This window comes from Pseudomonas sp. 3HC3, assembly GCF_044904505.1.
Taxonomy (GTDB): domain Bacteria; phylum Pseudomonadota; class Gammaproteobacteria; order Pseudomonadales; family Pseudomonadaceae; genus Aquipseudomonas; species Aquipseudomonas putida_Y.
In genome coordinates this window covers 66759-91141 of sequence record NZ_JADDRH010000013.1, presented here as the reverse complement: position 1 = coordinate 91141, position 24383 = coordinate 66759, and the positions used below count along the sequence as shown (strand labels likewise).

General features: G+C 63.7%; 18 protein-coding genes. 12 read left to right on the top strand and 6 right to left on the bottom strand.

Annotated elements, in window-relative coordinates; translation table 11 throughout:
* Positions 1 to 12: 12 nt before the first annotated feature.
* A complete protein-coding gene (locus INQ47_RS17580; RefSeq protein ID WP_404702216.1) occupies positions 13 to 1245 on the bottom strand; it encodes a TULIP family P47-like protein in 1233 nt (410 codons plus the stop codon).
* Positions 1246 to 1570: 325 nt separating this feature from the next.
* On the opposite strand from INQ47_RS17580, the gene INQ47_RS17575 reads away from it, so the two are divergent.
* Both INQ47_RS17575 and INQ47_RS17570 read left to right on the top strand, forming a co-directional pair.
* A complete protein-coding gene (locus INQ47_RS17575; RefSeq protein ID WP_404702215.1) occupies positions 1571 to 3607 on the top strand; it encodes an FAD-dependent oxidoreductase in 2037 nt (678 codons plus the stop codon).
* 277 nt (positions 3608 to 3884) lie between these two features.
* Positions 3885 to 4778 (top strand): 1-aminocyclopropane-1-carboxylate deaminase/D-cysteine desulfhydrase, encoded by an 894-nt coding sequence (locus INQ47_RS17570; protein WP_404702214.1) that lies wholly within the window; start codon positions 3885 to 3887, stop codon positions 4776 to 4778.
* Here the strand turns inward: INQ47_RS17570 and INQ47_RS17565 are convergent.
* Both INQ47_RS17565 and INQ47_RS17560 read right to left on the bottom strand, forming a co-directional pair.
* On the bottom strand, positions 4769 to 5314 hold the full coding sequence (locus INQ47_RS17565; protein ID WP_135192510.1) for a cytochrome b: 546 nt from the start codon (positions 5312 to 5314) through the stop codon (positions 4769 to 4771). The genes INQ47_RS17570 and INQ47_RS17565 overlap by 10 nt on opposite strands.
* 279 nt (positions 5315 to 5593) lie before the next feature.
* Positions 5594 to 6616, bottom strand: coding sequence for a DUF1853 family protein (locus INQ47_RS17560; RefSeq protein ID WP_404702213.1), 1023 nt, complete (start codon positions 6614 to 6616; stop codon positions 5594 to 5596).
* Here INQ47_RS17560 and INQ47_RS17555 point away from each other — a divergent pair.
* From INQ47_RS17555 to INQ47_RS17510, 10 genes are all read left to right on the top strand, one after another.
* Positions 6615 to 7505, top strand: coding sequence for an NAD(+) kinase (locus tag INQ47_RS17555; RefSeq protein ID WP_003247220.1), 891 nt, complete (start codon positions 6615 to 6617; stop codon positions 7503 to 7505). The genes INQ47_RS17560 and INQ47_RS17555 overlap by 2 nt on opposite strands.
* Positions 7505 to 8476: a metallophosphoesterase gene (locus tag INQ47_RS17550; RefSeq protein WP_209964497.1), complete on the top strand. Its 972-nt coding sequence runs from the start codon at positions 7505 to 7507 to the stop codon at positions 8474 to 8476. Before INQ47_RS17555 ends, INQ47_RS17550 begins: the two co-directional genes overlap by 1 nt.
* Positions 8473 to 9360: a rhomboid family intramembrane serine protease gene (locus INQ47_RS17545; RefSeq protein WP_252459672.1), complete on the top strand. Its 888-nt coding sequence runs from the start codon at positions 8473 to 8475 to the stop codon at positions 9358 to 9360. Before INQ47_RS17550 ends, INQ47_RS17545 begins: the two co-directional genes overlap by 4 nt.
* Positions 9361 to 9373: 13 nt before the next feature.
* A complete protein-coding gene (locus INQ47_RS17540; protein WP_003247224.1) occupies positions 9374 to 9634 on the top strand; it encodes a YeaC family protein in 261 nt (86 codons plus the stop codon).
* Complete coding sequence (locus tag INQ47_RS17535) at positions 9631 to 10461, top strand: DUF2797 domain-containing protein (RefSeq protein ID WP_339444509.1); 831 nt, start codon at positions 9631 to 9633, stop codon at positions 10459 to 10461. Before INQ47_RS17540 ends, INQ47_RS17535 begins: the two co-directional genes overlap by 4 nt.
* A 13-nt stretch (positions 10462 to 10474) precedes the next feature.
* Positions 10475 to 13132, top strand: coding sequence for an aminopeptidase N (gene pepN / locus INQ47_RS17530; RefSeq protein WP_252459674.1), 2658 nt, complete (start codon positions 10475 to 10477; stop codon positions 13130 to 13132).
* A 192-nt stretch (positions 13133 to 13324) separates the two neighbouring features.
* Positions 13325 to 14365 carry a YCF48-related protein gene (locus tag INQ47_RS17525; protein ID WP_252459675.1) on the top strand — a complete coding sequence of 347 codons (1041 nt, stop codon included), beginning with the start codon at positions 13325 to 13327 and terminating at the stop codon, positions 14363 to 14365.
* A complete protein-coding gene (locus tag INQ47_RS17520; RefSeq protein WP_404702212.1) occupies positions 14362 to 16761 on the top strand; it encodes an RND family transporter in 2400 nt (799 codons plus the stop codon). Before INQ47_RS17525 ends, INQ47_RS17520 begins: the two co-directional genes overlap by 4 nt.
* Positions 16762 to 16824: 63 nt before the next feature.
* Complete coding sequence (locus INQ47_RS17515) at positions 16825 to 17100, top strand: DUF5629 family protein (RefSeq protein ID WP_176684484.1); 276 nt, start codon at positions 16825 to 16827, stop codon at positions 17098 to 17100.
* Positions 17081 to 18211, top strand: a complete 1131-nt coding sequence (locus tag INQ47_RS17510; protein ID WP_404702211.1) for a lactonase family protein — start codon at positions 17081 to 17083, stop codon at positions 18209 to 18211. The genes INQ47_RS17515 and INQ47_RS17510 overlap by 20 nt, the downstream gene beginning before the upstream one ends.
* A 547-nt stretch (positions 18212 to 18758) precedes the next feature.
* On the opposite strand, the gene INQ47_RS17505 is transcribed toward INQ47_RS17510, so the two are convergent.
* The 3 genes from INQ47_RS17505 to INQ47_RS17495 are packed head-to-tail and all read right to left on the bottom strand — an operon-like array spanning position 18759 to position 24228.
* Positions 18759 to 19352, bottom strand: coding sequence for a glutathione S-transferase (locus tag INQ47_RS17505; protein WP_404702210.1), 594 nt, complete (start codon positions 19350 to 19352; stop codon positions 18759 to 18761).
* Entirely contained in the window at positions 19349 to 22993 is a 3645-nt protein-coding gene (locus INQ47_RS17500; RefSeq protein ID WP_404702209.1) for an AAA family ATPase, read from the bottom strand. Before INQ47_RS17500 ends, INQ47_RS17505 begins: the two co-directional genes overlap by 4 nt.
* Entirely contained in the window at positions 22990 to 24228 is a 1239-nt protein-coding gene (locus tag INQ47_RS17495; protein WP_404702208.1) for an exonuclease SbcCD subunit D C-terminal domain-containing protein, read from the bottom strand. Before INQ47_RS17495 ends, INQ47_RS17500 begins: the two co-directional genes overlap by 4 nt.
* Positions 24229 to 24383 lie beyond the last annotated feature (155 nt).

Genomic DNA, 24383 nt, shown 5'->3' with positions numbered 1-24383 from the left:
GTGTTGGTGGGGTCACACGTAGTTGATGACAAGGGCCTCGGCGAGGTAGCTCGACGAAGCGGTATGCGTGTCGTTGCTCCAGGACACGCAATCGATGGTGTCGGCCTTGACCGAGCCGCCACGCGCCGCGATGGCGCTGATCAGGTCATCGGAGATCACAGCAGTGACGATGTGGGTGATCAGGCTGACGATGGGCGAGAGCCAGGCCAGGTACCAGGGAATATGCACTTCCTTTCTGAAGTCGGACGACTGCTTGACGAAGGTGATGGTGTTGCCATCGAGCACCAGCTTCATCCTCAGCCAGCCGTTCCACTTCATGTCGATGCCTGCGTGCAGGTCGCAGTCGCCCTGATAGTCGACGGTGATGAAGTCACCGAGCATTCGTGCAGGGTTGCAGCCGGCGAAGACAACGGGGGTGTACCAGATCGCCCCTGATTTGATGGCCTTCATACGCAAGGTCGGTATGTTGACCATTTGCGTATTGTCGACGCGGTAGTCCTGCGCCGTGGCGCCCTGGTAAAGCTGAAGCAGCCCGGGCAGTACCAGGTGCTCCAGTACCAGGCGTGGAGACAGCACGTAGCTCGACTGCCCACCCTGGCTGATGCCTGACACATCGATATCCAGTGGCAGCTCACTGATGTCGCGCTCGGTACATACGGCCATGATCGCCAGGAAACCCGAATCGAGGTAGGCATAGGTGCATTTGCGTGGTCTGGCCCATTCCGGGGCGGTGGCTTTGCTGAAGTTGATGGTCGCGAAGGTGTGGGTGAACTGTAGGGGATGCTCGACCAGGTAGTTGCAAATACAGTCCAGCACCACGGTGGCTAAAGGGCCTAGCGAGCCGTCGGGGTCTTGCAGGGTGATGCCGCGTAGCCAGCCACCTTCGTTGTTCTGCAGGGGTTGAGTGGCTCCAGCCTTGCGCAGGAAGGCCGACTTCAACTGCATCTGGCCGTCGCCTTGTGGCAACAGCGACAGGGTGACCTCGATGATGGCAACCGCGCCGGCCAGCGAGCGGCTGGTGCCACTGGCCTCGAAAAAGCCTGAGCGTATAGGCATGCGCAGGCGCAGCAAGCGACCGCCGCCACCGTTGACGACCGACCAGCAGTCGAACACCCCGTGGCAGGCGTAGCCTTCATCCGAGGTATAGGAAAATTCGTGGTCGAGGCTGTTCCAGCTGGCTGCCAGGTCACTGTTCACGCTGTCCTGGCGAACGATGCTGATGGTGTCCCATCCTTTTGTCAGCATGAGCGAACCCTCCGGGCGCACTGATAGACGCCGCGTTCCATGGGTGGATGATCAAACGTGCTTGAAGAGTCTGGCAGAGCCGCGTTGTCTGGCAAATGCGCGGGGAGACTGTTTGGCGATCAAGCCAGGCGAACCTTATAGCGCTGAAGATCTGGAACCTTCCCGACAGGTGCTGACTCTGCTGTTCATCATGATCATTAACTTGTCAGTTTTGATCATTGAGGCAATTCAAACGGCTGTTTAATGTCGCAAGCAGACAAACGACGGGGCCCGCCACCCAGTGAGGTGCCCGCATTCCGTGATCACGCCATCAGGGGACCTTTCCATGGCCGCCGACCGCTACCCGCACCTGCTTGCCCCGCTGGACCTGGGCTTTACCACCTTGCGCAACCGCACCCTGATGGGCTCGATGCACACCGGCCTCGAAGAACGCCCCGGCGGCTTCGAGCGCATGGCTGCATACTTTGCCGAGCGCGCCCTCGGTGGCGTTGGCCTGATGGTCACTGGCGGCATTGCGCCCAATGATGAAGGTGGGGTGTATTCCGGTGCGGCAAAGCTCAGCACCGAGGAAGAGGCCGACAAGCACCGCATCGTCACCGAGGCGGTGCACGCCGCCGGTGGCAAGATCTGCCTGCAGATCCTGCATGCCGGGCGCTACGCCTACAGCCCACGCCAGGTGGCACCTAGCGCGATCCAGGCGCCGATCAACCCGTTCAAGCCCAAGGCGCTGGACGAGGAGGGAATCGAGAAGCAAATTGCCGATTTCGTCAATTGTGCCGTGCTGGCCCAGCGTGCCGGTTACGACGGTGTCGAGATCATGGGGTCGGAAGGTTACTTCATCAACCAGTTCCTCGCCGCGCACACCAACCATCGCACCGACCGCTGGGGTGGCAGTTATGAAAACCGCATGCGCCTGGCAGTGGAAATCGTCAGCCGGGTGCGTGGCGCGGTAGGGCCGAACTTCATCATCATCTTCCGCCTGTCGATGCTCGACCTGGTCGAGGGGGGCAGCACCTGGGACGAGATCGAGCTGCTGGCCAAGGCCATCGAGCAGGCCGGCGCTACCTTGATCAACACCGGAATCGGTTGGCACGAGGCGCGCATCCCGACCATCGCCACCAAAGTGCCGCGTGCGGCCTTCAGCAAAGTCACCGCCAAGTTGCGCGGCGTGGTGAGCATTCCGCTGATCACCACCAATCGCATCAACACCCCGGAAGTGGCCGAGGCGGTGCTGGCCGAGGGCGATGCCGACATGGTCTCGATGGCCCGACCGTTCCTCGCCGACCCAGACTTCGTCAACAAGGCCGCTGCCGGTCGCGCGGATGAAATCAACACCTGCATCGGCTGCAACCAGGCCTGCCTGGACCACACCTTCGGCGGCAAACTGACCAGTTGCCTGGTCAACCCGCGTGCCTGCCACGAGACCGAACTCAACTACCTGCCTGTACGCACGGTGAAGCGCATTGCCGTGGTAGGCGCCGGCCCGGCTGGCCTGGCGGCGGCCACCGTGGCGGCCGAGCGGGGCCACGCGGTGACCCTGTTTGACGCCGCCAGTGAGATCGGTGGCCAGTTCAACGTGGCCAAGCGGGTGCCGGGCAAGGAAGAATTCTTTGAAACGCTGCGTTACTTCCGCAACAAGGTCAGAAGCACGGGCGTCGACCTACGCCTGAATACCCGCGTCGATGTGCAGGCACTGGTGGATGGCGGCTTTGATGAAATCATCCTGGCTACCGGCATCGCCCCGCGTACCCCGGCCATTGCGGGCGTGGAGCATGCCAAGGTGCTCAGCTACCTGGACGTGCTGCTCGAGCGCAAGCCGGTGGGCAAGTCGGTGGCCGTGATTGGCGCGGGAGGTATCGGCTTCGATGTGTCCGAGTACCTGGTGCATCAGGGCGTGGCCACCAGTCAGGATCGAGGGGCATTCTGGAAAGAGTGGGGCATCGATACCCAGCTTCAGGCGCGAGGTGGCGTGGCCGGGATCAAGGCCGAGCCGCACGCCCCGGCACGGCAGGTGTACCTGCTGCAGCGCAAGAAATCCAAGGTGGGTGACGGGCTCGGCAAAACGACTGGCTGGATTCACCGCACCGGGTTGAAAAACAAAGGGGTGCAGATGCTCAACAGCGTCGAGTACATGGGTATCGACGATGCTGGCTTGCACATTCGTGTGGACGGCGGCGAGCCGCAGGTGCTGGCGGTGGATAACGTGGTGATCTGTGCCGGGCAAGATCCGCTGCGCGAGCTGCAGGAAGGGCTGGCGGCGGCGGGGCAGTCGGTGCACCTGATCGGCGGCGCGGATGTGGCGGCCGAGCTGGATGCCAAACGGGCGATCAACCAAGGCTCGCGGTTGGCGGCCGAACTCTGAGGGCGTCGGGGCTGCGTGAGCCCGATACCTGCACGGTAACCGGTGGGAGCGGGCATGCCCGCGAATTCGATGGCGGTGGCAACGGTGAACGGCGGGTGGAGATTGACCAGCAGGCCCGGCCCTTTCGCGGGTGAACCCGCTCCTGCGACGGTCTGTACCGGGCCGTCGATGCCTGTGTCGAACCACTGATGCGCGTCCACCCTGGCACTGTAATGCCCTGGCGGGGCGAGTTCATCGATTACAAGCGCTTGCGGGATTACCCTGTAAACTGCGATCCATGCATGTATTCGACCTCCCCCAAGCCCCGCTGCAATTTCTGGACTTACCCTGGCTGAATCAAGCCCAGGTCCAGGCCGCCATTCTGCGCCTGGACCTGATCGACCCGCTGATCAGCGGCAACAAGTGGTTCAAACTACGCCACCACCTGCAACAGGCTGGCGCCAGCAATGCCCCAGGCCTGATCAGCCTCGGCGGCAACCATTCCAACCACCTGCACGCCTTGGCCGCTGCCGGCAAGCGTTTCGGCTTCGCCACCGTCGGCCTGTTACGCGGCCATGCCCAGGACACGCCAACCGTGCGTGACCTGCAGGCGCTGGGCATGGAACTGCATTGGCTAGGCTACGGCGGCTACCGTGCACGCAACGAACCCGGCTTCTGGGAACCTTGGCAAGCGCGCTATCCAGGCTGGCACTGCATCCCCGAAGGGGGCGGCGGGCTGGCCGGTGCGCAGGGCTGCGCACTGATCATGCAGCAGGCGCGCGCGCAGATCGCGGGATTGGGCTGGTCAGACCATGATGCCTGGTGGCTGGCTGCTGGAACGGGGACTACCTTGGCCGGCCTTGTACTGGCCGAGGCGGGTGCACATGCCGTACATGGTGCGCTGGCAGTGCCCAGGGATCATGGGTTGCCAGAGACGGTGGCAGCACTGGCCGGCACGCACGGCTACCAGCTACACGACGCCTGCCGTGGCGGTTTCGGAAAATTCGACGATGAGCTACTGACTTTCATCGCTGACTGCGAGCAGCGCACTGGCGTGCCGCTCGAAGCCCTCTATACCGGCAAGGCTCTGCTGGCCTTGCGTGATCAGGTTGCTGCCGGGTTGTTCAAGCCCGGCAGCCGCCTGATCTTCGTGCACACGGGTGGCCTGCAGGGCCGACGCGGTTACTTGTAGGGCAGCATGCGCAACAGCGTGTTGTCGCGCTGCACATAGTGGTGGTAAAGCCCGGCCAGTGCATGCAGGCCGATCAGCCAGTAGCCCCAGCTGCCAATACGCTCATGCCACCCTTTGATGAACTTGGCCTGGTCCGGGTTCGGGCCGATCAGATGTGGCAGCTCCAGGCCGAAGAATGGCACCGGTTTGTCGGCGGCGCTGAGGATCAACCAACCGGCCAGCGGCAGACCGATCATCATCAGGTACAGCGCCAGGTGCATCAGGTGCCCAAGGCCGGTCTGCCAGGCCGGCGGTTTTGGCACGATGGGCGGAGTCGGGCGGCTCAGGCGCATGGCCAGGCGCAGCCAGACCAGCACGAACACGCTGAGCCCCAGCATGAAGTGCAGGTCCTTCATCAGGTTGCGTTCGGCGCTGTCCTTGGGGAACAGGCCACGCAGTTCGATAAGGGCATAGACAGCAGCCAGCAGCACCAGCATCAGCCAATGCAGGGCGATGGACAGGCGCGCGTAATGGGTCGCGGGGTTGGATGAAACCATGATCGGTCCTCGTCATCAGGTCGGGAAGGCGCTCTTGCTGGCGCTCAGGTGCCATTGTAATGGTTACCAGAAACGAATCTTTGCGCTGGGTCTGTGAAAATTGTGTTGCCAGCCACCGGCCCCTTCGCGGGCACGCCCGCTCCCACAGGTATGGACTGCCCCAAGAAGTTGGACACCAATCCACCCCTTGGGGGGCAGTCCAGGTACTGCACAGGCTTCAAAGACTGTGCAGTACCTGTGGGAGCGGGCGTGCCCGCGAAGGCGCCGGAACAGGTGACATCAGTTACCGGGCAGATACGGCCAGTCATCAGCCACAAGAAACACCCGCTCCACCTCCTGCCAGGCGCCATCGGACTCCTGCTCCAGTCGCACCAGCAACTGCGCCGGTGCCTGCTGCTCCAGCATATGCAACCAGGCTGCAAACTGTTCCGCCAGCCAGCATTCGCCTGCCTCGAACCGCGCAGGTGCCAGCCAGGCATGCCGTTGCAGCGGCTGCCACCGTTCACCTTCAGCCAGCACCCAGTCCTGCCGTCGCACCCAGCGCCCGTGCAAATGCTGCGGGTTGGCGCCGGTGGGTGGCTTGGCATGGCCCGGCCACGGGTAGAAAAGATAGCCGCCCAGCCACACATGTGCCTGTACCTGCTCAATCCCCAGCTTGGCCAGCATCTCGCGGCTGTGCGCGCCCTTGGACATGGGCAACTGGTGCCCTGCCAGGTGTGCAAGCTTGGTCCCCAGCCGATCATGGCAACCAGGCCCCAGCCAGGCATGCGGGTCGTGCCCGGCGTCTTCCGGGCCCAGATACAGCTTGATCGCCAGTTCCAGGTGGTGCACGCCGTCGCGGTCGCGCAGCACCACGTCGAGCTCGCCCAACGTGCGCCCGCCGTCGCGAATCGCCAGGTTGGCGGCCAGCAGTTCGATGCCTGGCGCCTGGCTCAGGGCAAATTGCCACAGGCGTTCGTAGTAATGCCCCAGGCGCCGGCTGCCCAATTGCGCCAGCCACTCGCGCAACGGTCGGTCATCGGCATCCAGGGCCCGCAACCACCGTTCAAGGCGTTGCGGCTCCTGCGCCCACAGGCTGCCCGCCAGCGGGTGTCGCTGGGGGCAGGGCGGGGCGCTGAGCAGGGGCGGCGACAACAGGGCCCATGCCAGGTCACGCACGGTGGAGTGCTGCAATTGTCGGGGCAGGTCGTGGAGCTGGGCGAATGGCGTCATCCTGCGAGCATAGCCGGTTTGCCGCTGCCCGGTGGTTTCGCCCATAATCGGCGCATCGTCACCCGCCGCAGAGCCTCGCAGGAGCCCCATGGAGCAATTTCGCAATATCGGTATCATCGGTCGCCTTGGCAGCTCGCAGGTGCTCGACACCATTCGCCGACTGAAAAAATTCCTCCTCGATCGCCACCTGCACGTGATCCTCGAGGACACCATTGCCGAAGTGCTACCCGGCCATGGCTTGCAAACGTCCACCCGCAAGCTGCTGGGCGAGGTCTGCGACCTGGTCATCGTGGTTGGCGGCGACGGCAGCCTGCTGGGCGCTGCCCGCGCGCTGGCCCGGCACAACATTCCGGTGCTGGGTATCAACCGTGGCAACCTGGGTTTTCTCACCGACATCCGCCCCGACGAGCTGGAACAGAAGGTCGCCGAAGTGCTCGACGGCCACTACCTGGTGGAAAACCGCTTCCTGCTGCAGGCCGAGGTGCGCCGCCACCACGAGGCCATCGGCCAGGGCGATGCGCTGAACGACGTGGTGCTGCACCCTGGCAAGTCCACGCGCATGATCGAGTTCGAGATCTACATCGACGGCCAGTTCGTCTGCAGCCAGAAGGCCGATGGCCTGATCGTCGCCACCCCCACCGGCTCCACCGCCTATGCGCTGTCGGCCGGTGGCCCGATCATGCACCCCAAGCTCGATGCCATCGTCATAGTGCCGATGTACCCGCACACCTTGTCGGGCCGGCCGATCGTGGTCGACGGCAACAGCGAGCTGAAGATCGTGGTGTCCAAGGACCTGCAGATCTACCCGCAGGTGTCCTGTGACGGCCAGAACCACTTCACCTGTGCCCCCGGCGACACCATCACGGTCAGCAAGAAGCCGCAGAAACTGCGCCTGATCCACCCGCTGGACCACAATTACTACGAGGTCTGCCGCACCAAGCTGGGTTGGGGCAGCCGCCTGGGGAGCAGTGACGACTGATGCTCGATCCGGCGCGAAGTTTTGACATCATCGGCGACGTGCACGGCTGTGCGCTGACCCTTGAACGCCTGCTCGACGCCCTCGGATACAAGCGCGTGGCCGGCGTGTGGCGCCACCCGCGACGTCAGGCGTTGTTCCTTGGCGATATCGTCGACCGCGGGCCACGCATTCGTGAGGCGCTGCACATCGTCCACGACATGGTCGAAGCCGGCCAGGCGTTCTGCATCATGGGCAACCACGAATACAACGCCCTGGGCTGGGTCACCCCGGCGCTGCCTGGCAGCGGCAAGGCCTATGTACGCGAACATACGCCGCGGCATGCCCGGCTGATTGACGAAACCCTCACCCAGTTTGCCCAGCACCCTGGCGACTGGCACGATTTCGTCAACTGGTTCTACCAGTTGCCGCTGTTCGTCGACGCTGGCCGCTTCCGTCTGGTGCACGCCTGCTGGGACCCGCGGCTGATCGAGCCGCTGCGCCAGCAATACCCCAACGGACGCATCGATGAACATTTCATCCAGGCCTCGGCCGTGAGTGGCAGTTTTGCCGACACGGTGTGCAACCGCCTGTTGCGCGGTACCGACATGCGCCTGCCGGACGGGCTGACGCTGACCGGCGGCGACGGCCTGACCCGCGCGTTCTTCCGCACCAAGTTCTGGGAAGAAGACCCGAAAACCTACGGTGACATCGTGTTCCAGCCCGATGCCTTGCCCGAAGACGTGGCCAGCACCCCGCTCAGCCACAGCCAGAAGAACGCCTTGCTGCGTTATGACGAAGACCAGCCGATGCTGTTCGTCGGGCATTACTGGCGCAGCGGTCGCCCGGCACCGATCCGCGCCAACCTGGCCTGCCTGGACTATAGCGCCGTGCTCTACGGCAAGCTGGTCGCTTACCGGCTGGATGATGAAACCCGTATCGACCCACACAAGTTCGTTTGGGTCGACGTCGACCGCCCACAGGCCAACCAATGAACATTATCGAAGTGATGCGCCTGCCGCTGTCGGTCGACCTCAGCGGCTTCGTCCACCTGTTGCAACGCCTGCAGGTGCCGCACCGGGTCAGCGAGGAGGGTGATGCCCAGGTCCTCTGGGCCCCCGACACCTTGGCCGAAGATGTGCTGCAGCTCTACCAGCGCTACCCGGACGGCAACGCCGACCTGCCGGCCAGCGCCGACCCTGTAGGGGCGGGTTCACCCGCGAATGCCCCCGCACAGCCTTCCCTGGCAGCCCAGGCCAAGGCCTGCAAAATCACCACCCTCACCCTGCTGCTGTGCTTCATCGTCGCCGGCCTTACGGGGCTTGGTGACAACTTCACCACCATCAGCTGGTTCACCTTCCTCGACTTCCGTGTCCAGGGCGACTACCTGTACTTCACCTCGCTGGCGCAAACCCTCGACCAAGGCCAGTGGTGGCGACTGGTGTCGCCCATGCTGCTGCATTTCGGCGTGCTGCACCTGGCCATGAACAGCCTGTGGTACTGGGAACTGGGCAAACGCATCGAACTGCGCCAGGGCCCGTGGGCGTTGCTGGGCCTGACCCTGCTGTTCAGCCTGGTGTCCAACCTGGCCCAGCACTACACCAGCGGGCCAAGCCTGTTTGGTGGCCTCTCCGGCGTGCTGTATGGCCTGCTCGGGCACATCTGGCTGTACCAGTGGCTGGCGCCCGACCGTTACTTCAACCTGCCCAAGGGCGTGCTGGTGATGATGCTGATCTGGCTGGTGGTGTGCCTGACCGGTGTGGTCGGCACCCTCGGTCTTGGCCAGATCGCCAATGCCGCCCACGTCGGCGGGCTGCTCATCGGATGCCTGACCGGGCTCTTGGGTGGGGCGCTGGCCCGGCGTAAACTGTCGGCTTGAATCAGGAGACACTATGTCCACTTTCGCGCAAATGATTGAAAACATCACCCCGGAAATCTACCAGAGCCTGAAACTGGCAGTGGAAATCGGCAAATGGTCGGATGGCCGCAAGCTCACGGCCGAGCAGAAAGAACTGTCGCTGCAGGCGGTCATCGCCTGGGAGATGAAGAACCTGCCCGAAGACCAGCGCACCGGCTACATGGGCCCACAGGAATGTGCGTCGAAGTCCGCGCCCATCGCCAACATTCTGTTCAAGTCGGACTCGGTACATTGATCGAACTCGCTCGTGGCTCGCTGAGCAAAATGGCCGTCAGCCTGCAGGCACCGGTGGTGCAGTACAGCTTCCGCCTGGATGACACGCAGGTGCCGGTCAACCCCATGATCGGCCAGCGCCTGCGCCTGGAATACCTCGGCGCCATTCATTGCAGCCATTGCGGCAAGCGCACCAAGACCAGCTTCAGCCAGGGTTACTGCTACCCGTGCATGACCAAGCTGGCCCAGTGCGATGTGTGCATCATGGCCCCGGAAAAATGCCACTACGACGCCGGCACCTGCCGGGAGCCGTCGTGGGGCGAACAGTTCTGCATGACCGACCACATCGTGTACCTGGCCAATTCGTCTGGGATCAAGGTCGGCATCACCCGTGCCACCCAGCTGCCCACCCGCTGGCTCGACCAGGGCGCCAGTCAGGCATTGCCGATCATGCGCGTGGCCACCCGGCAGCAATCGGGCCTGGTCGAAGACGTGTTGCGCAGCCAGGTGCCGGACCGTACCAACTGGCGCGCGCTGCTCAAGGGCGATGCCGAGGTGCTCGACCTGCCGGCCATCCGCGAGCAGGTCTTCGAAGCCTGCGCCGACGGCCTGCGCGAGCTGCAGGGGCGCTTCGGCCTGCAGGCGATCCAGCCGCTGCCGGACGCCGAAGTGGTGCAGATGAACTACCCGGTCGAGGCGTACCCCAAGAAGATTGTCAGCTTCAACCTCGACAAGGACCCGGTGGCCGAGGGCACGCTGCTGGGCATCAAGGGCCAGTACCTGATCTTCGACACCGGTGTGATCAATATTCGCAAGTACACGGCCTACCAGTTGGCCGTGCTCCAGTAAAAAGGACCTGCACATGCGTACCGAACAACCGCAAGTGATCTACCTCAAGGATTACCAGGCGCCCGAGTACCTGATCGACGAGACGCACCTGACCTTCGAGCTGTTCGAGGACCACACGCTGGTTCACGCGCAACTGGTCATGCGCCGCAATCCGGCACGCGGTGCCGGCCTGCCGCCACTGGAACTCGATGGCCAGCAGTTGGAACTGCTGCGCGCCTCGCTGGATGACCAGGAACTGCAGCCAGGCGACTACCAGCTCGGCGCCGACAGCCTGACCGTACAGCCCAAGGCCGAGCGCTTCACCCTGGACACCAGCGTGAAAATCCACCCGGAAAGCAACACCGCCCTGGAAGGCCTGTACAAGTCGGGCAAGATGTTCTGCACCCAGTGCGAGGCCGAGGGCTTCCGCAAGATCACCTACTACCTCGACCGCCCGGACGTGATGAGCACCTTCACCACCACGGTCATCGCCGAGCAGCATCGCTACCCGGTATTGCTGTCGAACGGCAACCCGATCGGCAGCGGGCCGGCCGAAGACGGCCGCCACTGGGCGACCTGGGAAGACCCGTTCATGAAGCCGGCCTACCTGTTCGCCCTGGTGGCCGGTGACCTGTGGTGCGTTGAAGACAGCTTCACCCGTCAGTCCGGCCGTGATGTGACCCTGCGCATCTACGTCGAACCCGAGAACATCGACAAGTGCGACCACGCCATGGTCAGCCTGAAAAAGTCCATGCGCTGGGACGAAGAAGTCTATGGCCGTGAGTACGACCTGGACATCTTCATGATTGTTGCGGTCAACGACTTCAACATGGGCGCCATGGAAAACAAGGGCCTGAACATCTTCAACTCCAGCTGTGTACTGGCCCGTGCCGAAACCGCCACCGATGCTGCGCACCAGCGCGTCGAAGGCGTGGTCGCCCACGAGTACTTCCACAACTGGTCGGGTAACCGTGTCACCTGCCGTGACTGGTTCCAGCTGTCGCTGAAGGAAGGCTTCACGGTGTTCCGCGATGCCGAGTTCAGTGCCGACATGAACTCGCGCACGGTCAAGCGCATCGAGGACGTCGCCTACCTGCGCACCCACCAGTTCGCCGAAGACGCCGGCCCCATGGCCCACCCGGTGCGCCCGGACAGCTTCATCGAAATATCCAACTTCTACACCCTGACCGTCTACGAGAAGGGCGCCGAAGTGGTGCGCATGGTCCGTACCCTGCTGGGTAGCGAAGGCTTCCGCAAAGGCAGCGACCTGTACTTTGAACGTCATGACGGCCAGGCGGTAACCACCGACGACTTCATCAAGGCCATGGAGGACGCCAACGGCGTCGATTTCACCCAGTTCAAGCGCTGGTACAGCCAGGCTGGCACTCCGCGCCTGGAGGTCAGCGAGGCGTATGACGACGCCGCGCAGACCTACAGCCTGACGTTCCGCCAGAGCTGCCCGCAGACCCCGGACAAGACCGAGAAACTGCCGTTCGTGATCCCGGTGGAGCTGGGCCTGCTGGATGCCGCCGGCAACGACCTGCCGCTGCAACTGGTCGGTGAAGCGGCTGGGCAAGGGACCAGCCGCGTGCTGTCGGTGACCGAGGCCGAGCAAACCTTCACCTTCCAGGGTATCCAGGCCAAGCCGCTGCCGTCGCTGCTGCGTGGCTTCAGCGCCCCGGTGAAGCTGAGCTTCCCGTATGACCGCGACCAGCTGATGTTCCTGATGCAGCACGACAGCGATGGCTTCAACCGCTGGGAAGCGGGCCAGCAGCTGTCGGTGCAGGTACTGCAGGAGCTGATCGGCCAGCATCAACGCGGCGAAGCCCTGAAGCTCGACCAGCGCCTGATTACTGCCCTGGGGACTGTGCTGGGCAATGCATCGCTGGACCCGGCCATGGTGGCCGAAATGCTCTCGCTGCCAGGTGAGGCGTACCTTACCGAGATCAGCCAGGTGGCCGACGTCGACGCCATCCACGCCGCCCGCGAGTTCGCACGCCAGCAGATCGCCGAACACCTGTTCGACGCCCTGTGGGCGCGTTACCAGGCCAACCGTGAGGTGTCGCGCAGCACTGCCTATGCGGCCGAGGCCAAGCACTTTGCCCGCCGCAGCCTGCAGAACATTGCCCTGTCGTACTTGATGCAGAGTGGCAAGCAACAGGTGCTGGAGGCGACCCTGGAGCAGTTCGAGCACTGCGACAACATGACCGAGCGCCTTACCGCGCTGGCGGTACTGGTCAACTCGCCGTTCGAGGCCGAGCGCGCGAAAGCGCTGGAGGCGTTTGCCGAGCACTTCAAGGACAACCCGTTGGTCATGGATCAATGGTTCAGCGTGCAGGCTGCCAGCACGCTGCCGGGCGGGCTGGCGCGGGTCAAGGCATTGATGCAGCACCCGGCCTTCACCCTGAAGAACCCGAACAAGGTGCGTGCGCTGATCGGTGCCTTTGCCGGGCAGAACCTGGTCAACTTCCATGCTGCCGATGGCTCCGGGTATCGTTTCCTGGCGGACCTGGTGATCGAGCTGAATGCACTGAATCCGCAGATTGCATCGCGGCAACTGGCGCCGCTGACCCGCTGGCGCAAGTATGACGATGCGCGTCAGGCCCTCATGAAGGGCGAACTGGAGCGGATTCTGGCGTCTGGCGAGCTGTCCAGTGATGTGTATGAAGTTGTGAGCAAGAGTCTGGCGTAATTCTTGTGAATTGGGGCCGCCCAGCGGCCCCGGCTTTCCCCGGCCGACAACAAAACATAACACCCCGCCCGTTGTACTCCCGCAAACATCCCCGCTACGATCTCCTCAAGCTATTGCAGGCCTCTAGATCAGGCTTTTTGCAAAGCCTGCAATGCATTGACCCACCAAAAAGAACACAACAAGGGGGCAGTCATGAGGGAACAGTTACGTACGCCAGCCAGGCGTGGTGCCTGGCCATGGGCAGCCAGCGCGATGCTGGCACTGGCATTGGGGGTGTGGGCCGACAGCGCCCAGGCCGCGGCAGCCGACGAATACTCCACCGAATCGGCCAAGGCCAGTGAAAGCCTGTTGATCGACACCACCCATGCCGGCAAGCGCCTGGTGGTGGTCGGTGATCGCGGCCACATTCTGTTCTCCGACGACCAGGGCAGCACCTGGACCCAGGCCCGGGTACCCACCCGGCAATTGCTCACTGCCGTGTTTTTCCTCGACGACAAGCGTGGCTGGGCCGTCGGCCATGACGCGCAGATCCTCACCAGCAGCGACGGCGGCGCTACCTGGAGCAAGCAGTTCGAAGACCTCGCCCGTGAAGCGCCCTTGCTCGATGTGACCTTCCTCGACGCCCAGCACGGCTTTGCCGTGGGGGCCTATGGCGCCTTGCTGGAAACCACCGATGGCGGGCAGCACTGGCAGGACGTGGCCGAGCGGCTGGACAACCCGGACCAGCTGCACCTCAACGGTATCGCCCAAGTGCGCGATGCCGGCCTGTTCATCGTGGGTGAACAGGGCGGCATGTACCGCTCCACCGACAAGGGCCAGACCTGGGCCAAGGTCCAGGGCCCCTACGAGGGCTCGCTGTTCGGCGTGATCGGCACCGCCAGGCCGCATACCCTGCTGGCCTACGGCCTTCGCGGCAACCTGTTCCGCTCCAGCGACTTCGGTGACAGCTGGCAGCCGATCGAACTCAAGGCCGCGCGCGGTACGCTGGAGTTCGGCCTGGCAGGCGCTACGCTTGTCGATGATGGCACCCTGGTGCTGGTCGGCAATGGTGGCAGCGTGCTGCGCAGCACGGACGACGGCCAGACCTTCAGCGTGTACAACCGCGCCGACCGCCTGGCCCTGGCCGGCGTCAGTGGCTTGGCCAACGGCGGCCTGCTGCTGGTGGGGCAGGGTGGTGTGCACCTGGCCAGCGCCGAAGGGGCTGATCAGGCTGCCCGGGAGGTGCGTCCATGACCAGCAGGGAGAGCATTGCCATGCACCCGCATCACCAGGACAAGGCCACGCTGCTGGAACGCCTGATCTTCAACAACCGCCCAGTGGTCATCGCCCTGTGCGTGCTGGTCAGCATTTTCCTGTTCTGGCAGGCCACGCAGATTCGCCCGTCCACCAGCTTCGAGAAGATGATCCCGCTGCAGCACCCGTTCATCGAGCAGATGATGGAGCACCGCAACGACCTGGCCAACCTTGGCAACACCGTGCGCATTTCGGTGGAGGCGGTGAACGGTGACATCTTCGACAAGGACTACATGGAGACCCTGCGTCAGATCCATGACGAGGTGTTCTACATCCCAGGTGTCGACCGGGCCGGGTTGAAGTCATTGTGGAGCCCCAGCGTGCGCTGGAGCGAGGTCACCGAGGAGGGCTTTTCCGGTGGCGAGGTAATCCCCAACACCTACAACGGGTCGCAGGACAGCCTCGATACCCTGCGCGACAACGTGCTCAAGTCAGGCCAGGTGGGGCGCCTGGTAGGCAACAACTTCAAGTCCAGCATCGTCGACGTGCCGCTGCTGGAGAGCTACCCGGACCCGCAGGACCCTGGCAAACAGGTGAAGCTGGACTACCAGCAGTTCTCTCACCTGCTGGAAGAGAAGATCCGCGACAAGTTCCAGGCGCAGAACCCCAATGTAAAAATCCACATCGTCGGCTTTGCCAAGAAGGTCGGCGACCTCATCGACGGCCTGGTGATGGTGGCGATGTTCTTCGGCGTCGCCCTGGCGATCACCTTGGTGTTGTTGTACTGGTTCACCTGGTGCATCCGCAGCACTGTCGCCGTGCTCATTACCACGCTGGTGGCGGTGGTCTGGCAGTTGGGGCTGATGCATGCAGTGGGCTTTGGCCTGGACCCGTACTCGATGCTGGTGCCGTTCCTGATCTTCGCCATCGGCATTTCCCACGGGGTGCAGAAGATCAACGGCATCGCGCTGCAGTCGAGTGATGCCGAGAATGCCCTTACCGCTGCCCGGCGCACGTTTCGTCAATTGTTCCTGCCGGGAATGATCGCCATCCTTGCCGACGCAGTGGGCTTCATTACCCTGTTGATCATCGACATCGGGGTGATTCGCGAACTGGCCATCGGCGCCTCCATCGGTGTGGCGGTGATCGTGTTCACCAACCTGATCATGTTGCCGGTGGCCATCTCCTACGTCGGCATCAGCAAGAAGGCCATCGAGCGCAGCAAGAAAGACGCGACCCGCGAGCACCCGTTCTGGCGTCTGTTGTCGAACTTCGCCAGTGCCAAGGTGGCGCCGGTGTCAGTGGTGCTGGCGCTGCTCGCCTTCGCTGGCGGCCTGTGGTACAGCCAGAACCTGAAGATCGGCGACCTCGACCAAGGGGCACCGGAGCTGCGCCCCGACTCGCGCTACAACCAGGACAACAACTTCATCATCAGCAACTACTCGACCAGTTCCGATGTGCTGGTGATCATGGTCAAGACGCCGTCGGAGAAGTGCTCGGTCCACTCGACCATGGCGCCGATCGACGAGCTGATGTGGACCATGGAAAACACCCCTGGCGTGCAGTCGGCGATTTCCCTGGTCACCGTTTCCAAACAGGTGATCAAGGGCATGAACGAGGGCAGCCTGAAATGGGAAACCCTGTCGCGCAACCCGGACATCCTCAACAACTCCATCGCCCGGGCCGACGGCCTTTACAACGGCGACTGCTCATTGGCGCCCGTGCTGGTGTTCCTCAATGACCACAAGGCTGAAACGCTGGAGCGCGTCACCGCCGTGGCCAAGGCGTTTGCCGACAGCCATGACAAGGAAGGCCTGCAGTTCCTGCTGGCGGCGGGCAACGCGGGCATCGAGGCCGCGACCAACGAGGTGATCAAGTCGGCCGAGCTGACCATCCTGATCCTGGTGTACATCTGCGTGGCCGTGATGTGCCTGATCACCTTCCGCTCGTTCGCCGCCACGCTGTGCATCGTGCTGCCCCTGGTGCTGACCTCGGTGCTGGGCAACGCGTTGATGGCCTACATGGGCATCGGGGTGAAAGTGGCGACCTTGCCGGTGGTGGCGCTGGGTGTGGGCATTGGCGTGGACTATGGCATCTATATCTACAGCCGCCTGGAAAGCTTCCTGCGTGCCGGGTTGCCATTGCAGGAGGCGTATTACCAGACCCTGCGCTCGACCGGCAAGGCGGTGCTGTTCACCGGGCTGTGCCTGGCCATTGGGGTATGCACCTGGATTTTCTCGGCGATCAAGTTCCAGGCGGACATGGGCCTGATGCTGACCTTCATGCTGCTTTGGAACATGTTTGGTGCGTTGTGGCTGCTACCGGCATTGGCGCGGTTCCTGATCAAGCCTGAGAAGATGGTGGGCAAGGAGGGTGGGTCGATCTTTGCCCATTGATTGAAGGGGCCGCATTGCGGCCCCCAAGGTTATACTGCCAACCCATTTCAGATTGGTACCCCTATGTCCCCCCTCGCAACCGCCCTGCAGGCCTGCGATATGCTTCTGATCGACGGCCTGCACGCCTTCGACTTCACCGCCGATGAAGCCGGTCTCACTGTCGAATGCATGGACGGCCGCCAATTGCGCCGCTGGTCGTTCACCCCCGAGCAAATCGCTGCCGCCATCGCCACCGGAGACGAGTGGCAACTCGACGATGCCAACGGCGCGCATCGACTAGTCTGTATGAGTGCCTTTCGCGCCCCGGATGATGAGCAAGATGAACCGCACCTGGACTAACCTGCTGACCGCTAGCCTGATGAGCCTGACTATCCACGCCCACGCCTCGACGTTGCTGGTGGGCAGCTATACCGATGGCGCCAGCCAGGGTGTCTACCGCTACCACTTCGACGACAAGGCTGGCCGCATCGACCCCACGCCGCGACAAGTGGTCAAGAACGTCAACCCTTCCTGGCTTGTGCTGTCGGCCGACCAGCGCCAGCTGTTTGTGGTCAATGAAACCCCGGGTGGCCAGGCCAGCAGTTTCAGCGTCAGCACCAAGGGCGAGATCAAGCCGCTCAACCAGGTGGTCACCCAAGGTGACGAACCGACTCACGCCAGCCTCAGTCGTGACCAGCGTTATCTGTTCGTGGCCAACTACGCGGTCAAGCCTGACCCTGGCGGCAGCCTGGTGGTTATTCCGGTGGCCAGGGACGGCAAGCTCAAAGCCGTGGTGCAACAGGCTCGGCACAAGGCGAGTGGCGTCAATCCCGAACGCCAGGCCGGTGCCCATGTGCACGCACTGGTGCTGTCGCCCGATGGCCAGCATGTCTATGCCTGCGACCTGGGCGCGGACAAGGTATTCATCTACCGCTATGACGGCGCCAGTGTGGACAAACCGTTGAGCCCGGCAATCCCGGCCTCGGTGGCCTTGCCGCCAGGCAGTGGGCCCCGTCACCTGCTGTTCGACGCCAAGGGCCAGCATGCCTACCTGACGCTGGAAATGAGTGGCGAAGTGGTGATGTTCGATGTCGAGGACGCTGCTTTGCTTGAGCGCCAACGCCTGCCACTGACCGAGCAGCAGGACCCTGCAGCCAAGGCGGCAGGAGGCTTGCACCTGTCGGCGGACGGCCGTTTTCTGTACGTGAGCAACCGTGGCACGGCGAATGAAATTCTGGTGTTTGCTGTCGGCAAGAATGACGGCCAGTTGACGTTCGTGCAGCGCCGCTCCGTGGAAGGCGACCACCCCCGCGAATTTGCCCTGGACCCTAGCGGCAATTTCCTGCTGGTAGCCAACCAGAAGAGCAACCAGATCGTGGTTATGCGCCGTGATCTCTTGACTGGCAAGTTGGGGGAGACCGTGCAGACCATGGCGCAGGACGCGCCTTCGGACCTGAAGTTCATCGATTAAGGGGTTGGGAGGGTTCGTTCATAGGCGAACTGGCCAGACACACCCTGCAAGAAGTGGATTTACCCGCGAAAGGGCCGGTCCTGCTGGCCAATTTCCACCCGCCGTTCACTGTTGCCGCCGCCACCGTATTCGCGGGTAAACCCGCTCCTACACGCGTATCGGTGGTGGACACAGGCCGTCGTAGGAGCGGGTTCACCCGCGAAAGGGCCGGCCCTGCTGGCCAATTTTCACCCGCCGTTCACTGTTGCCGCCACCACCGTATTCGCGGGTAAACCCGCTCCTACACGCGCTCGGTGGTTGAACACAGGCCGTCGTAGGAGCGGGTTTACCCGCGAAAGGGCCGGCCCTGCTGGCCAATTTCCACCCGCCGTTCACTGTTGCCGCCGCCACCGTATTCGCGGGTAAACCCGCTCCTACACACAGATCGGTGGTGGACACAGGCCGTCGTAGGAGCGGGTTTACCCGCGAAGCAGGCGACGCGTTGCATGGCACCGGCTGCGCCGGTGTTCGCGGGTGAACCCGCGCCTACGGGACTCCAAGTGTCTGTTCAGCGAACCATGATCGCTTTGAACAGCTCCGAAGCCAGCCACCCCTCCAGCCAGCTCCGCACACGCGGATAAGCCGCCTCGGCGAACCACTGCGGTTCGACCCCGGCAAACTGGCGCATCAGGGGCAGCAACGCGGCATCGGCCAAGCTTGGGTGGTTGGCCAGCAGGTAGGGCTGGCCCGCCAGCAGGCCTTCGAGCTCCGCCAGCCAGGCCTCGGCCTGCTGGCGGTAATGCTCGCGGGAATGCTCCGGGTAACGTTCAGCATACTTGTACAGGTTCACGTGCGCCTTGAACGTGGTGTCATTGCGCGCAATCAGCGTTTCAGCCTGCTGCGCAGCCGCAGGGTTGGCCTGTAGCCGCCAGTCCTGCGGGTCGTGTTGCGTCAGCGCCCAGCGCATGATGTCCAGGCTCTCTTCCAGTACCCCGGTACCGGTATCCAGCACCGGTACCGTGCCCTTGGGCGACAAGGCCAGCAGCTCCGCCGGCTTGTTCTTCATCGCCACTTCGCAGATCTCCACCTCGCAGCCGGCATAGCGCAGGGCCAGGCGCGCGCGCATGGCCCACGGGCAGCGGCGGAACGAGTAGAGGATCACCCGCACACCTCCACGTCACTCAGGCCATTACCCTGGCGCCGTACCTGGATCTGTACCGGAATGCGCTCGTGCATTTCCTGTACGTGGGAAATCACCGCCACTTTGCGGCCCTGGGCTTGCAAGCCGTCGAGGGCGTCCATTGCCAACTGCAGTGACTCGGGGTCGAGGCTGCCGAAGCCTTCGTCAATGAACAACGATTCGATACGCAGGGTACTGGAAGCCATCGACGCCAGGCCCAAGGCCAGGGCCAGCGACACCAGGAAGGTTTCCCCGCCCGACAACGAGTGCACCGAACGCAGTTCGTCGCCCATCTCGGTGTCCAGCACCAGCAGGCCAAGGGCGCTGCCGCCGCGCTTCAGGCGGTAGCGACGGGCCAGCTGACGTAGCTGGGCGTTGGCGTGGTGCAGCAGCAGATCAAGGTTGTAGCCTTGGGCGATCTTGCGGAACACATCACCGGAGGCCGAACCGATCAGGGCATTGAGGCGGGCCCAGCGTTGCCACTGCTGGTGGGCTTGTTCGATTTCTGCCGCCAGCGCTTGGTGGGCCTGCTGGCGGCGCTGGTCGTCGGCCTGCTGCGCGCGCAGTTCGGCGCACTGCTGCTCATGGTTGACCAGGCGACCGCGCAGCTCGGTCAGGGCATGTTCCAAGGCTTCGGCCGAGGTGTCCACGGTCATTTGTGCGGCGTGTTGTTGCAGGCGCTGCTCACGTTCCTGCAGCAGCACGCGGCCTTGTTCAACGGCCTTCTCGGCGCCTTGCACGCGCTGACGCAGTTCGTTCACCTGGGCGTCATCCATGGCCAGCAGGCGATCCAGCCCTGCGTCGTCCAGTTCCGGATGCTGGCTGCGCCATTGTGCGATCTGGCCTTGCAGTTGCTGACACTCGCTGTCCAGCGCTTGTTGCTGCTGAGCATTGGCCTTAAGTTCGCTGGCCAGTTGTACGCCCTGGGTGCGAAGCGCCTGCAGGCGCTGGGCGGTGTCGGCGTCAAGGGCGCGGGCGTGTTCCAGCGCGGTGTCCATGTGCTGTTGCCAGGCTTCGGCACTGGCATGTTCGCCGAGCAGTTCGCCGAGTGAGGCCAGGGCTTGCTGGCGTTGCTCGTCGAGGGTGGCCAGTTTCTGCTGCAACTGCTGCAGGCCTTCCACGCGCGCCTGTTGTTGGTCACGCAGCTTGTCCAGCTGGGTTTGGCGGGCTTGCTGTTCTTCCAGTTCGTCCTTGCGCTGTTCCAGTTGCTGCAGGCGCTGGGCAATCTGCTGGTCGAGGGCGAGGAAGGCATTGGCCGGGTCTTCGTTCAGGGCCTTGAGGGCTTCCTTGGGCAAGACGCCGGCCAGGTCGTCAAGGCCTTGCTGCAACTGTTGCTCATCGTTGGCCAGGGCCTGGTGCTGTTGCTCCAGATGGCGCTGGGCCTGTTGCTGGGCGTCGTGGGCCGCCTGCAATTGCTGGTTCAGGCGGGCGGCGTCTTTTTGCAGGGCCAGCAGAGCGCTCTGGCGTTTCTCGTCCTGGCTGATTTCTTCATCCAGGCGACGCAGCTGGCTGTCGAGCCAGGCGCGACGGGCCTTGTCGTCCTGCGGGGCGAGGGCTGGCCACAGGCTGTGTGCCTGTACCTGAGCCACCAGCGGTTGCAACTGTTCGCCCAGTTGCTGCTGTTGCTGCTGGAAGTCCTTGAGCTGGGCATTGACCACACCCAGTTGGGTACGCAGTTCCACCAGCTTGCTGTTGAGCGTTTCGACCTGCTTCTGCGCGGCGTGCTCTTCGGCCTGGTCATGGCGACCCAGGCTCTGCAGCAGCGCTTCTGGCTGATGGAACGGGTGTTCGGCGCTGCCGCAGACCGGGCAGGGCTCGCCGTCACGCAGTTGGCCACGCAGTTCTTCGACGCTGGTGTTGCGTGCCAGACGTTGCCGTTCCAGCAGTTGACGGGTGAGCGTCAACGCCTGTTCGGCGGCCTCCAGCTCGGCCTTGGCGGCGGTGCCTTCGGTAATCAGTTGCTGGCGTTGCAGCATGGCCTGCTGCTGCCGTTCACGCAGGGCATCCAGCTGCTGGCGCAGCTCCTGTTCACGGCCGTGCAGGCGTGACATTTCCTCTACGGCGCGCTGCTGTTTGCGGTTGTCCTGCAGCATACCGCCGAGCAGGTCGATCTGCTCGGCAAGGGCCTGGGGTTCGGCCTTGGCTTCACGGAACAACAGGTCGTAGGCGTCGCGCTCGGCCTGCAGGTGCGCATTGGCCTGGCTGGCCTGGGCCTGCAGGCCGGGTAACTCTTCTCGGCCTTTGGTCAGGCGGCCACCGATCAGCATTACCTGCTTCAGTTGCGGCAGGTAGGCGTGCCAGGCATTGGCCAGGCCCGCCAGGTGCTGGCTGTCGGCAAGCGCGGTGTCGATCTGTGCCAGTTGCTGCTGGCTGCGTTGCTGGTTGTCTTCCAGCTGCTGCAGTTGCTGCTGGCCGTCAGCGAGCTGCTGTTGCGCCTGCTGGCTGATGTTGCGCTGGGCGGCCAGCTCCTGGTCCAGGCGTGCCAGACTGTCCTGCGCGGCAAAAGCCTGGCGCAGGCGCGGCGTGTTCTCGCCGTGCTGGGCCTGGCGGTCGGCAAGCGTTTGGCGCGCATGGTCCAGCGCCTGCTCGAGCTCGCAGGTACGCTCCTGCAGTTCGGCTTGTTGCTGTTGCTGCTCGGCAATTTTCGCCGCCACTGGCGCCAGCTGTGCGCTCAGTGCCTGTCGGCGGTGGAACTGGTGACGCTGTGGGGCCAGGCGCTCCAGGCGTGCCAGGTCCAGGCGTGGTTCGGCCAGTTGTTGCCAGTCCAGTTCGGCGGCCTGCAGCGTGGTGCTGGCTTCGGTGTGTTGGGCCTGTAGCTGGCGTTGCTCATTCAGCCAGTTGCGTTGCTGCTCCAGCTGGCGCTCACCGGCCTGGTCGGCCTTGAACTGCTGCTGCGCCTGCTCCAGGCGCTGGTCGAGTTCGGCACGGGCCTCGGCAGCCATCGGCAGCAGGTGGCTGGCGCGTTCTTTCAGGGCGTTGTGTGCCTCGCCGGCTTCGCGTGCCTTGCTGAAGGCACGCTGGCCCAGGCGGGTGTAGATGGCAGTGTTGGTGAGCTTTTCCAGCAGCTCGCTGCGGTCTTTGTCGTCAGCCTTGAGGAACGCGCCGAACTCGCTCTGGGCCAGCATCACCGCACGGGTGAACTGTTCGAAGTTCAGGCCCAGGCGGGCTTCGACCAGCTGCTTGTATTCGTTCTTGCCACTGCCGAGCACCTGCTCGCTGTCGAGGTCGTAGAAGCTTTGACGGCTGTGCTGCAGTTTGCCGTTGGCCTTGTCGCGTGCGCGGTTGGCTTCCCAGCGGGCGCGGTAGCGGCGGCCGTCGATGCCGACGAAATCGACCTCGGCAAAACCGCTACCGGTGCCACGGCGCAGCAGGTTGCGCGGGTCGGAAGTGGGGATGTCGCCGTCGGCATCTGGCACCTTGGCCTCACGGCCAATGTCATTGAGGCGCGGCACGGTGCCAAACAGCGCCAGGCACAGGGCGTCAAGCAGGGTGCTCTTGCCGGCGCCGGTAGGCCCGGTGATGGCGAACAGGCCAGCGCTGGCCAACGGTTCTGCGGTGAAATCGATGTCGATCGGGCCGGCCAGCGATGCCAGGTTCTTCAGGCGGATGGCGAGAATCTTCATGGCTGTTCCTCTTCCTGCTGCACGTCCTGCAACAGCAGGGCGAAGTCGGCCAGCGCCTGCTCGTCGGCGGGGTTGCCGTAGGCTTGCTCCCAAGCGCGGCTGAACAGGTCTTGCGGGGTCATCTGGGCCAGCTCGACAAAGGCCAGGCCATCGTCTTCGGCGTTGTGGCGGCCAGCGTATTCGGCGCTGATGCGGATCAACCGTACCGCCTTGCCTTCAAGCGCGGTTTCGATCTGCTGGCGCAGGTCGGGTTGCGGCTCGTCGAGCATCACCCGCACCTCCAGCCAGGGCTGGCGGTTGGGATCTTCAAGCAGGTCGATCACTGGCAGGTCGGCCAGTTGCTGCAACAGCTCGCCCAGCGGTGCCGGGCCCACCCGTTGCAGGGCCACGGCGCGTGGTACCGGGCGTGGCTCGACGCTGACCAGGCCGTTGCCGTCCAACTCCACTTCCAGGATCTGGTGCGGGTAGTTGATTTCGGCGAACGACAGCGGGATTGGCGAGCCGCTGTAGCGGATGCGTTCTTCGCGGTTGACCTTCTGCGGCTTGTGCAGATGGCCCAGGGCGACGTAGCTGATAGCCTTGTCGAACAGCTTGGCCGGCAGCGCCTCGGCGTTGCCGATGATCAGGCTGCGTTCGGAGTCTTCCGACACCGCGCCACCTGCCATGTGAGCATGGCTGATGGCAATCAGCGCCTGGTCTTTCTTGCGCTTCTTCTGCGCGGCGGCGATCAGTTGCTGGTGCACCTGGGTGATGCCTTGCAGGTAGTCGTCACCCAACTGCGGGCCGGTCACTTCGGCCGGGCGCAGGAACGGCAGGGCCAGGCACCAGGCGGCCACCTTGCCACGGCCGTTGGTCAGCGGGATCAACAGGCGCTCGGCATCCAGTTGGCCCTCGTCCAGCCAGTGCACACGGCCCAGGGCATGGGTGCGCAGGCGGCGCATGAGCGCGGCGGGCAGCTCGATGCGCGAACCGGAGTCGTGGTTGCCGGCGATCATCACGATGTCCAGCTTGGGCTGCTGCTCGTGGGCCTGGACGATGAAGTCGTAGAGGCGTTCCTGGGCTTTGACGGGCGGGTTGACGGTGTCGAAGATGTCGCCCGCAATCAGCAGCGCATCCGGCTGGCGCAGGTGTAGCTGGCCGAGCAGCCAGTCGAGGAAGCAGGCGTGTTCGAAATCGCGTTCCTGGCCGTGCAGGCTTTGGCCCAGGTGCCAGTCGGAGGTATGAAACAGACGCATGGATGACCTGTTGGTGTCGAGTCGGGCAAGCGGGGAAAGGGCGGTATGGTAACCCAAGCGGGGTTCGGGGGGCAGGGCGAGGGATTGGAGGAGGGATTGGGGGGCACCAGGTGTTCGCCATGAAAATTTCAGCGCCTGTGAGATCGAGCGCCGCG

What these genes read in the sequence shown, in the direction of transcription:
- pepN (WP_252459674.1), top strand. Translation starts at nt 10,475, where the DNA reads ATGCGTACCGAACAACCGCAAGTGATCTACCTCAAGGATTACCAGGCG.
- INQ47_RS17540 (WP_003247224.1), top strand. Translation starts at nt 9,374, where the DNA reads ATGTCCACTTTCGCGCAAATGATTGAAAACATCACCCCGGAAATCTAC.
- INQ47_RS17545 (WP_252459672.1), top strand. Translation starts at nt 8,473, where the DNA reads ATGAACATTATCGAAGTGATGCGCCTGCCGCTGTCGGTCGACCTCAGC.
- INQ47_RS17495 (WP_404702208.1), bottom strand. Translation starts at nt 24,228, where the DNA reads ATGCGTCTGTTTCATACCTCCGACTGGCACCTGGGCCAAAGCCTGCAC.
- INQ47_RS17525 (WP_252459675.1), top strand. Translation starts at nt 13,325, where the DNA reads ATGAGGGAACAGTTACGTACGCCAGCCAGGCGTGGTGCCTGGCCATGG.
- INQ47_RS17550 (WP_209964497.1), top strand. Translation starts at nt 7,505, where the DNA reads ATGCTCGATCCGGCGCGAAGTTTTGACATCATCGGCGACGTGCACGGC.
- INQ47_RS17555 (WP_003247220.1), top strand. Translation starts at nt 6,615, where the DNA reads ATGGAGCAATTTCGCAATATCGGTATCATCGGTCGCCTTGGCAGCTCG.
- INQ47_RS17520 (WP_404702212.1), top strand. Translation starts at nt 14,362, where the DNA reads ATGACCAGCAGGGAGAGCATTGCCATGCACCCGCATCACCAGGACAAG.
- INQ47_RS17515 (WP_176684484.1), top strand. Translation starts at nt 16,825, where the DNA reads ATGTCCCCCCTCGCAACCGCCCTGCAGGCCTGCGATATGCTTCTGATC.
- INQ47_RS17575 (WP_404702215.1), top strand. Translation starts at nt 1,571, where the DNA reads ATGGCCGCCGACCGCTACCCGCACCTGCTTGCCCCGCTGGACCTGGGC.
- INQ47_RS17510 (WP_404702211.1), top strand. Translation starts at nt 17,081, where the DNA reads ATGAACCGCACCTGGACTAACCTGCTGACCGCTAGCCTGATGAGCCTG.
- INQ47_RS17580 (WP_404702216.1), bottom strand. Translation starts at nt 1,245, where the DNA reads ATGCTGACAAAAGGATGGGACACCATCAGCATCGTTCGCCAGGACAGC.
- INQ47_RS17500 (WP_404702209.1), bottom strand. Translation starts at nt 22,993, where the DNA reads ATGAAGATTCTCGCCATCCGCCTGAAGAACCTGGCATCGCTGGCCGGC.
- INQ47_RS17560 (WP_404702213.1), bottom strand. Translation starts at nt 6,616, where the DNA reads ATGGGGCTCCTGCGAGGCTCTGCGGCGGGTGACGATGCGCCGATTATG.
- INQ47_RS17570 (WP_404702214.1), top strand. Translation starts at nt 3,885, where the DNA reads ATGCATGTATTCGACCTCCCCCAAGCCCCGCTGCAATTTCTGGACTTA.
- INQ47_RS17565 (WP_135192510.1), bottom strand. Translation starts at nt 5,314, where the DNA reads ATGGTTTCATCCAACCCCGCGACCCATTACGCGCGCCTGTCCATCGCC.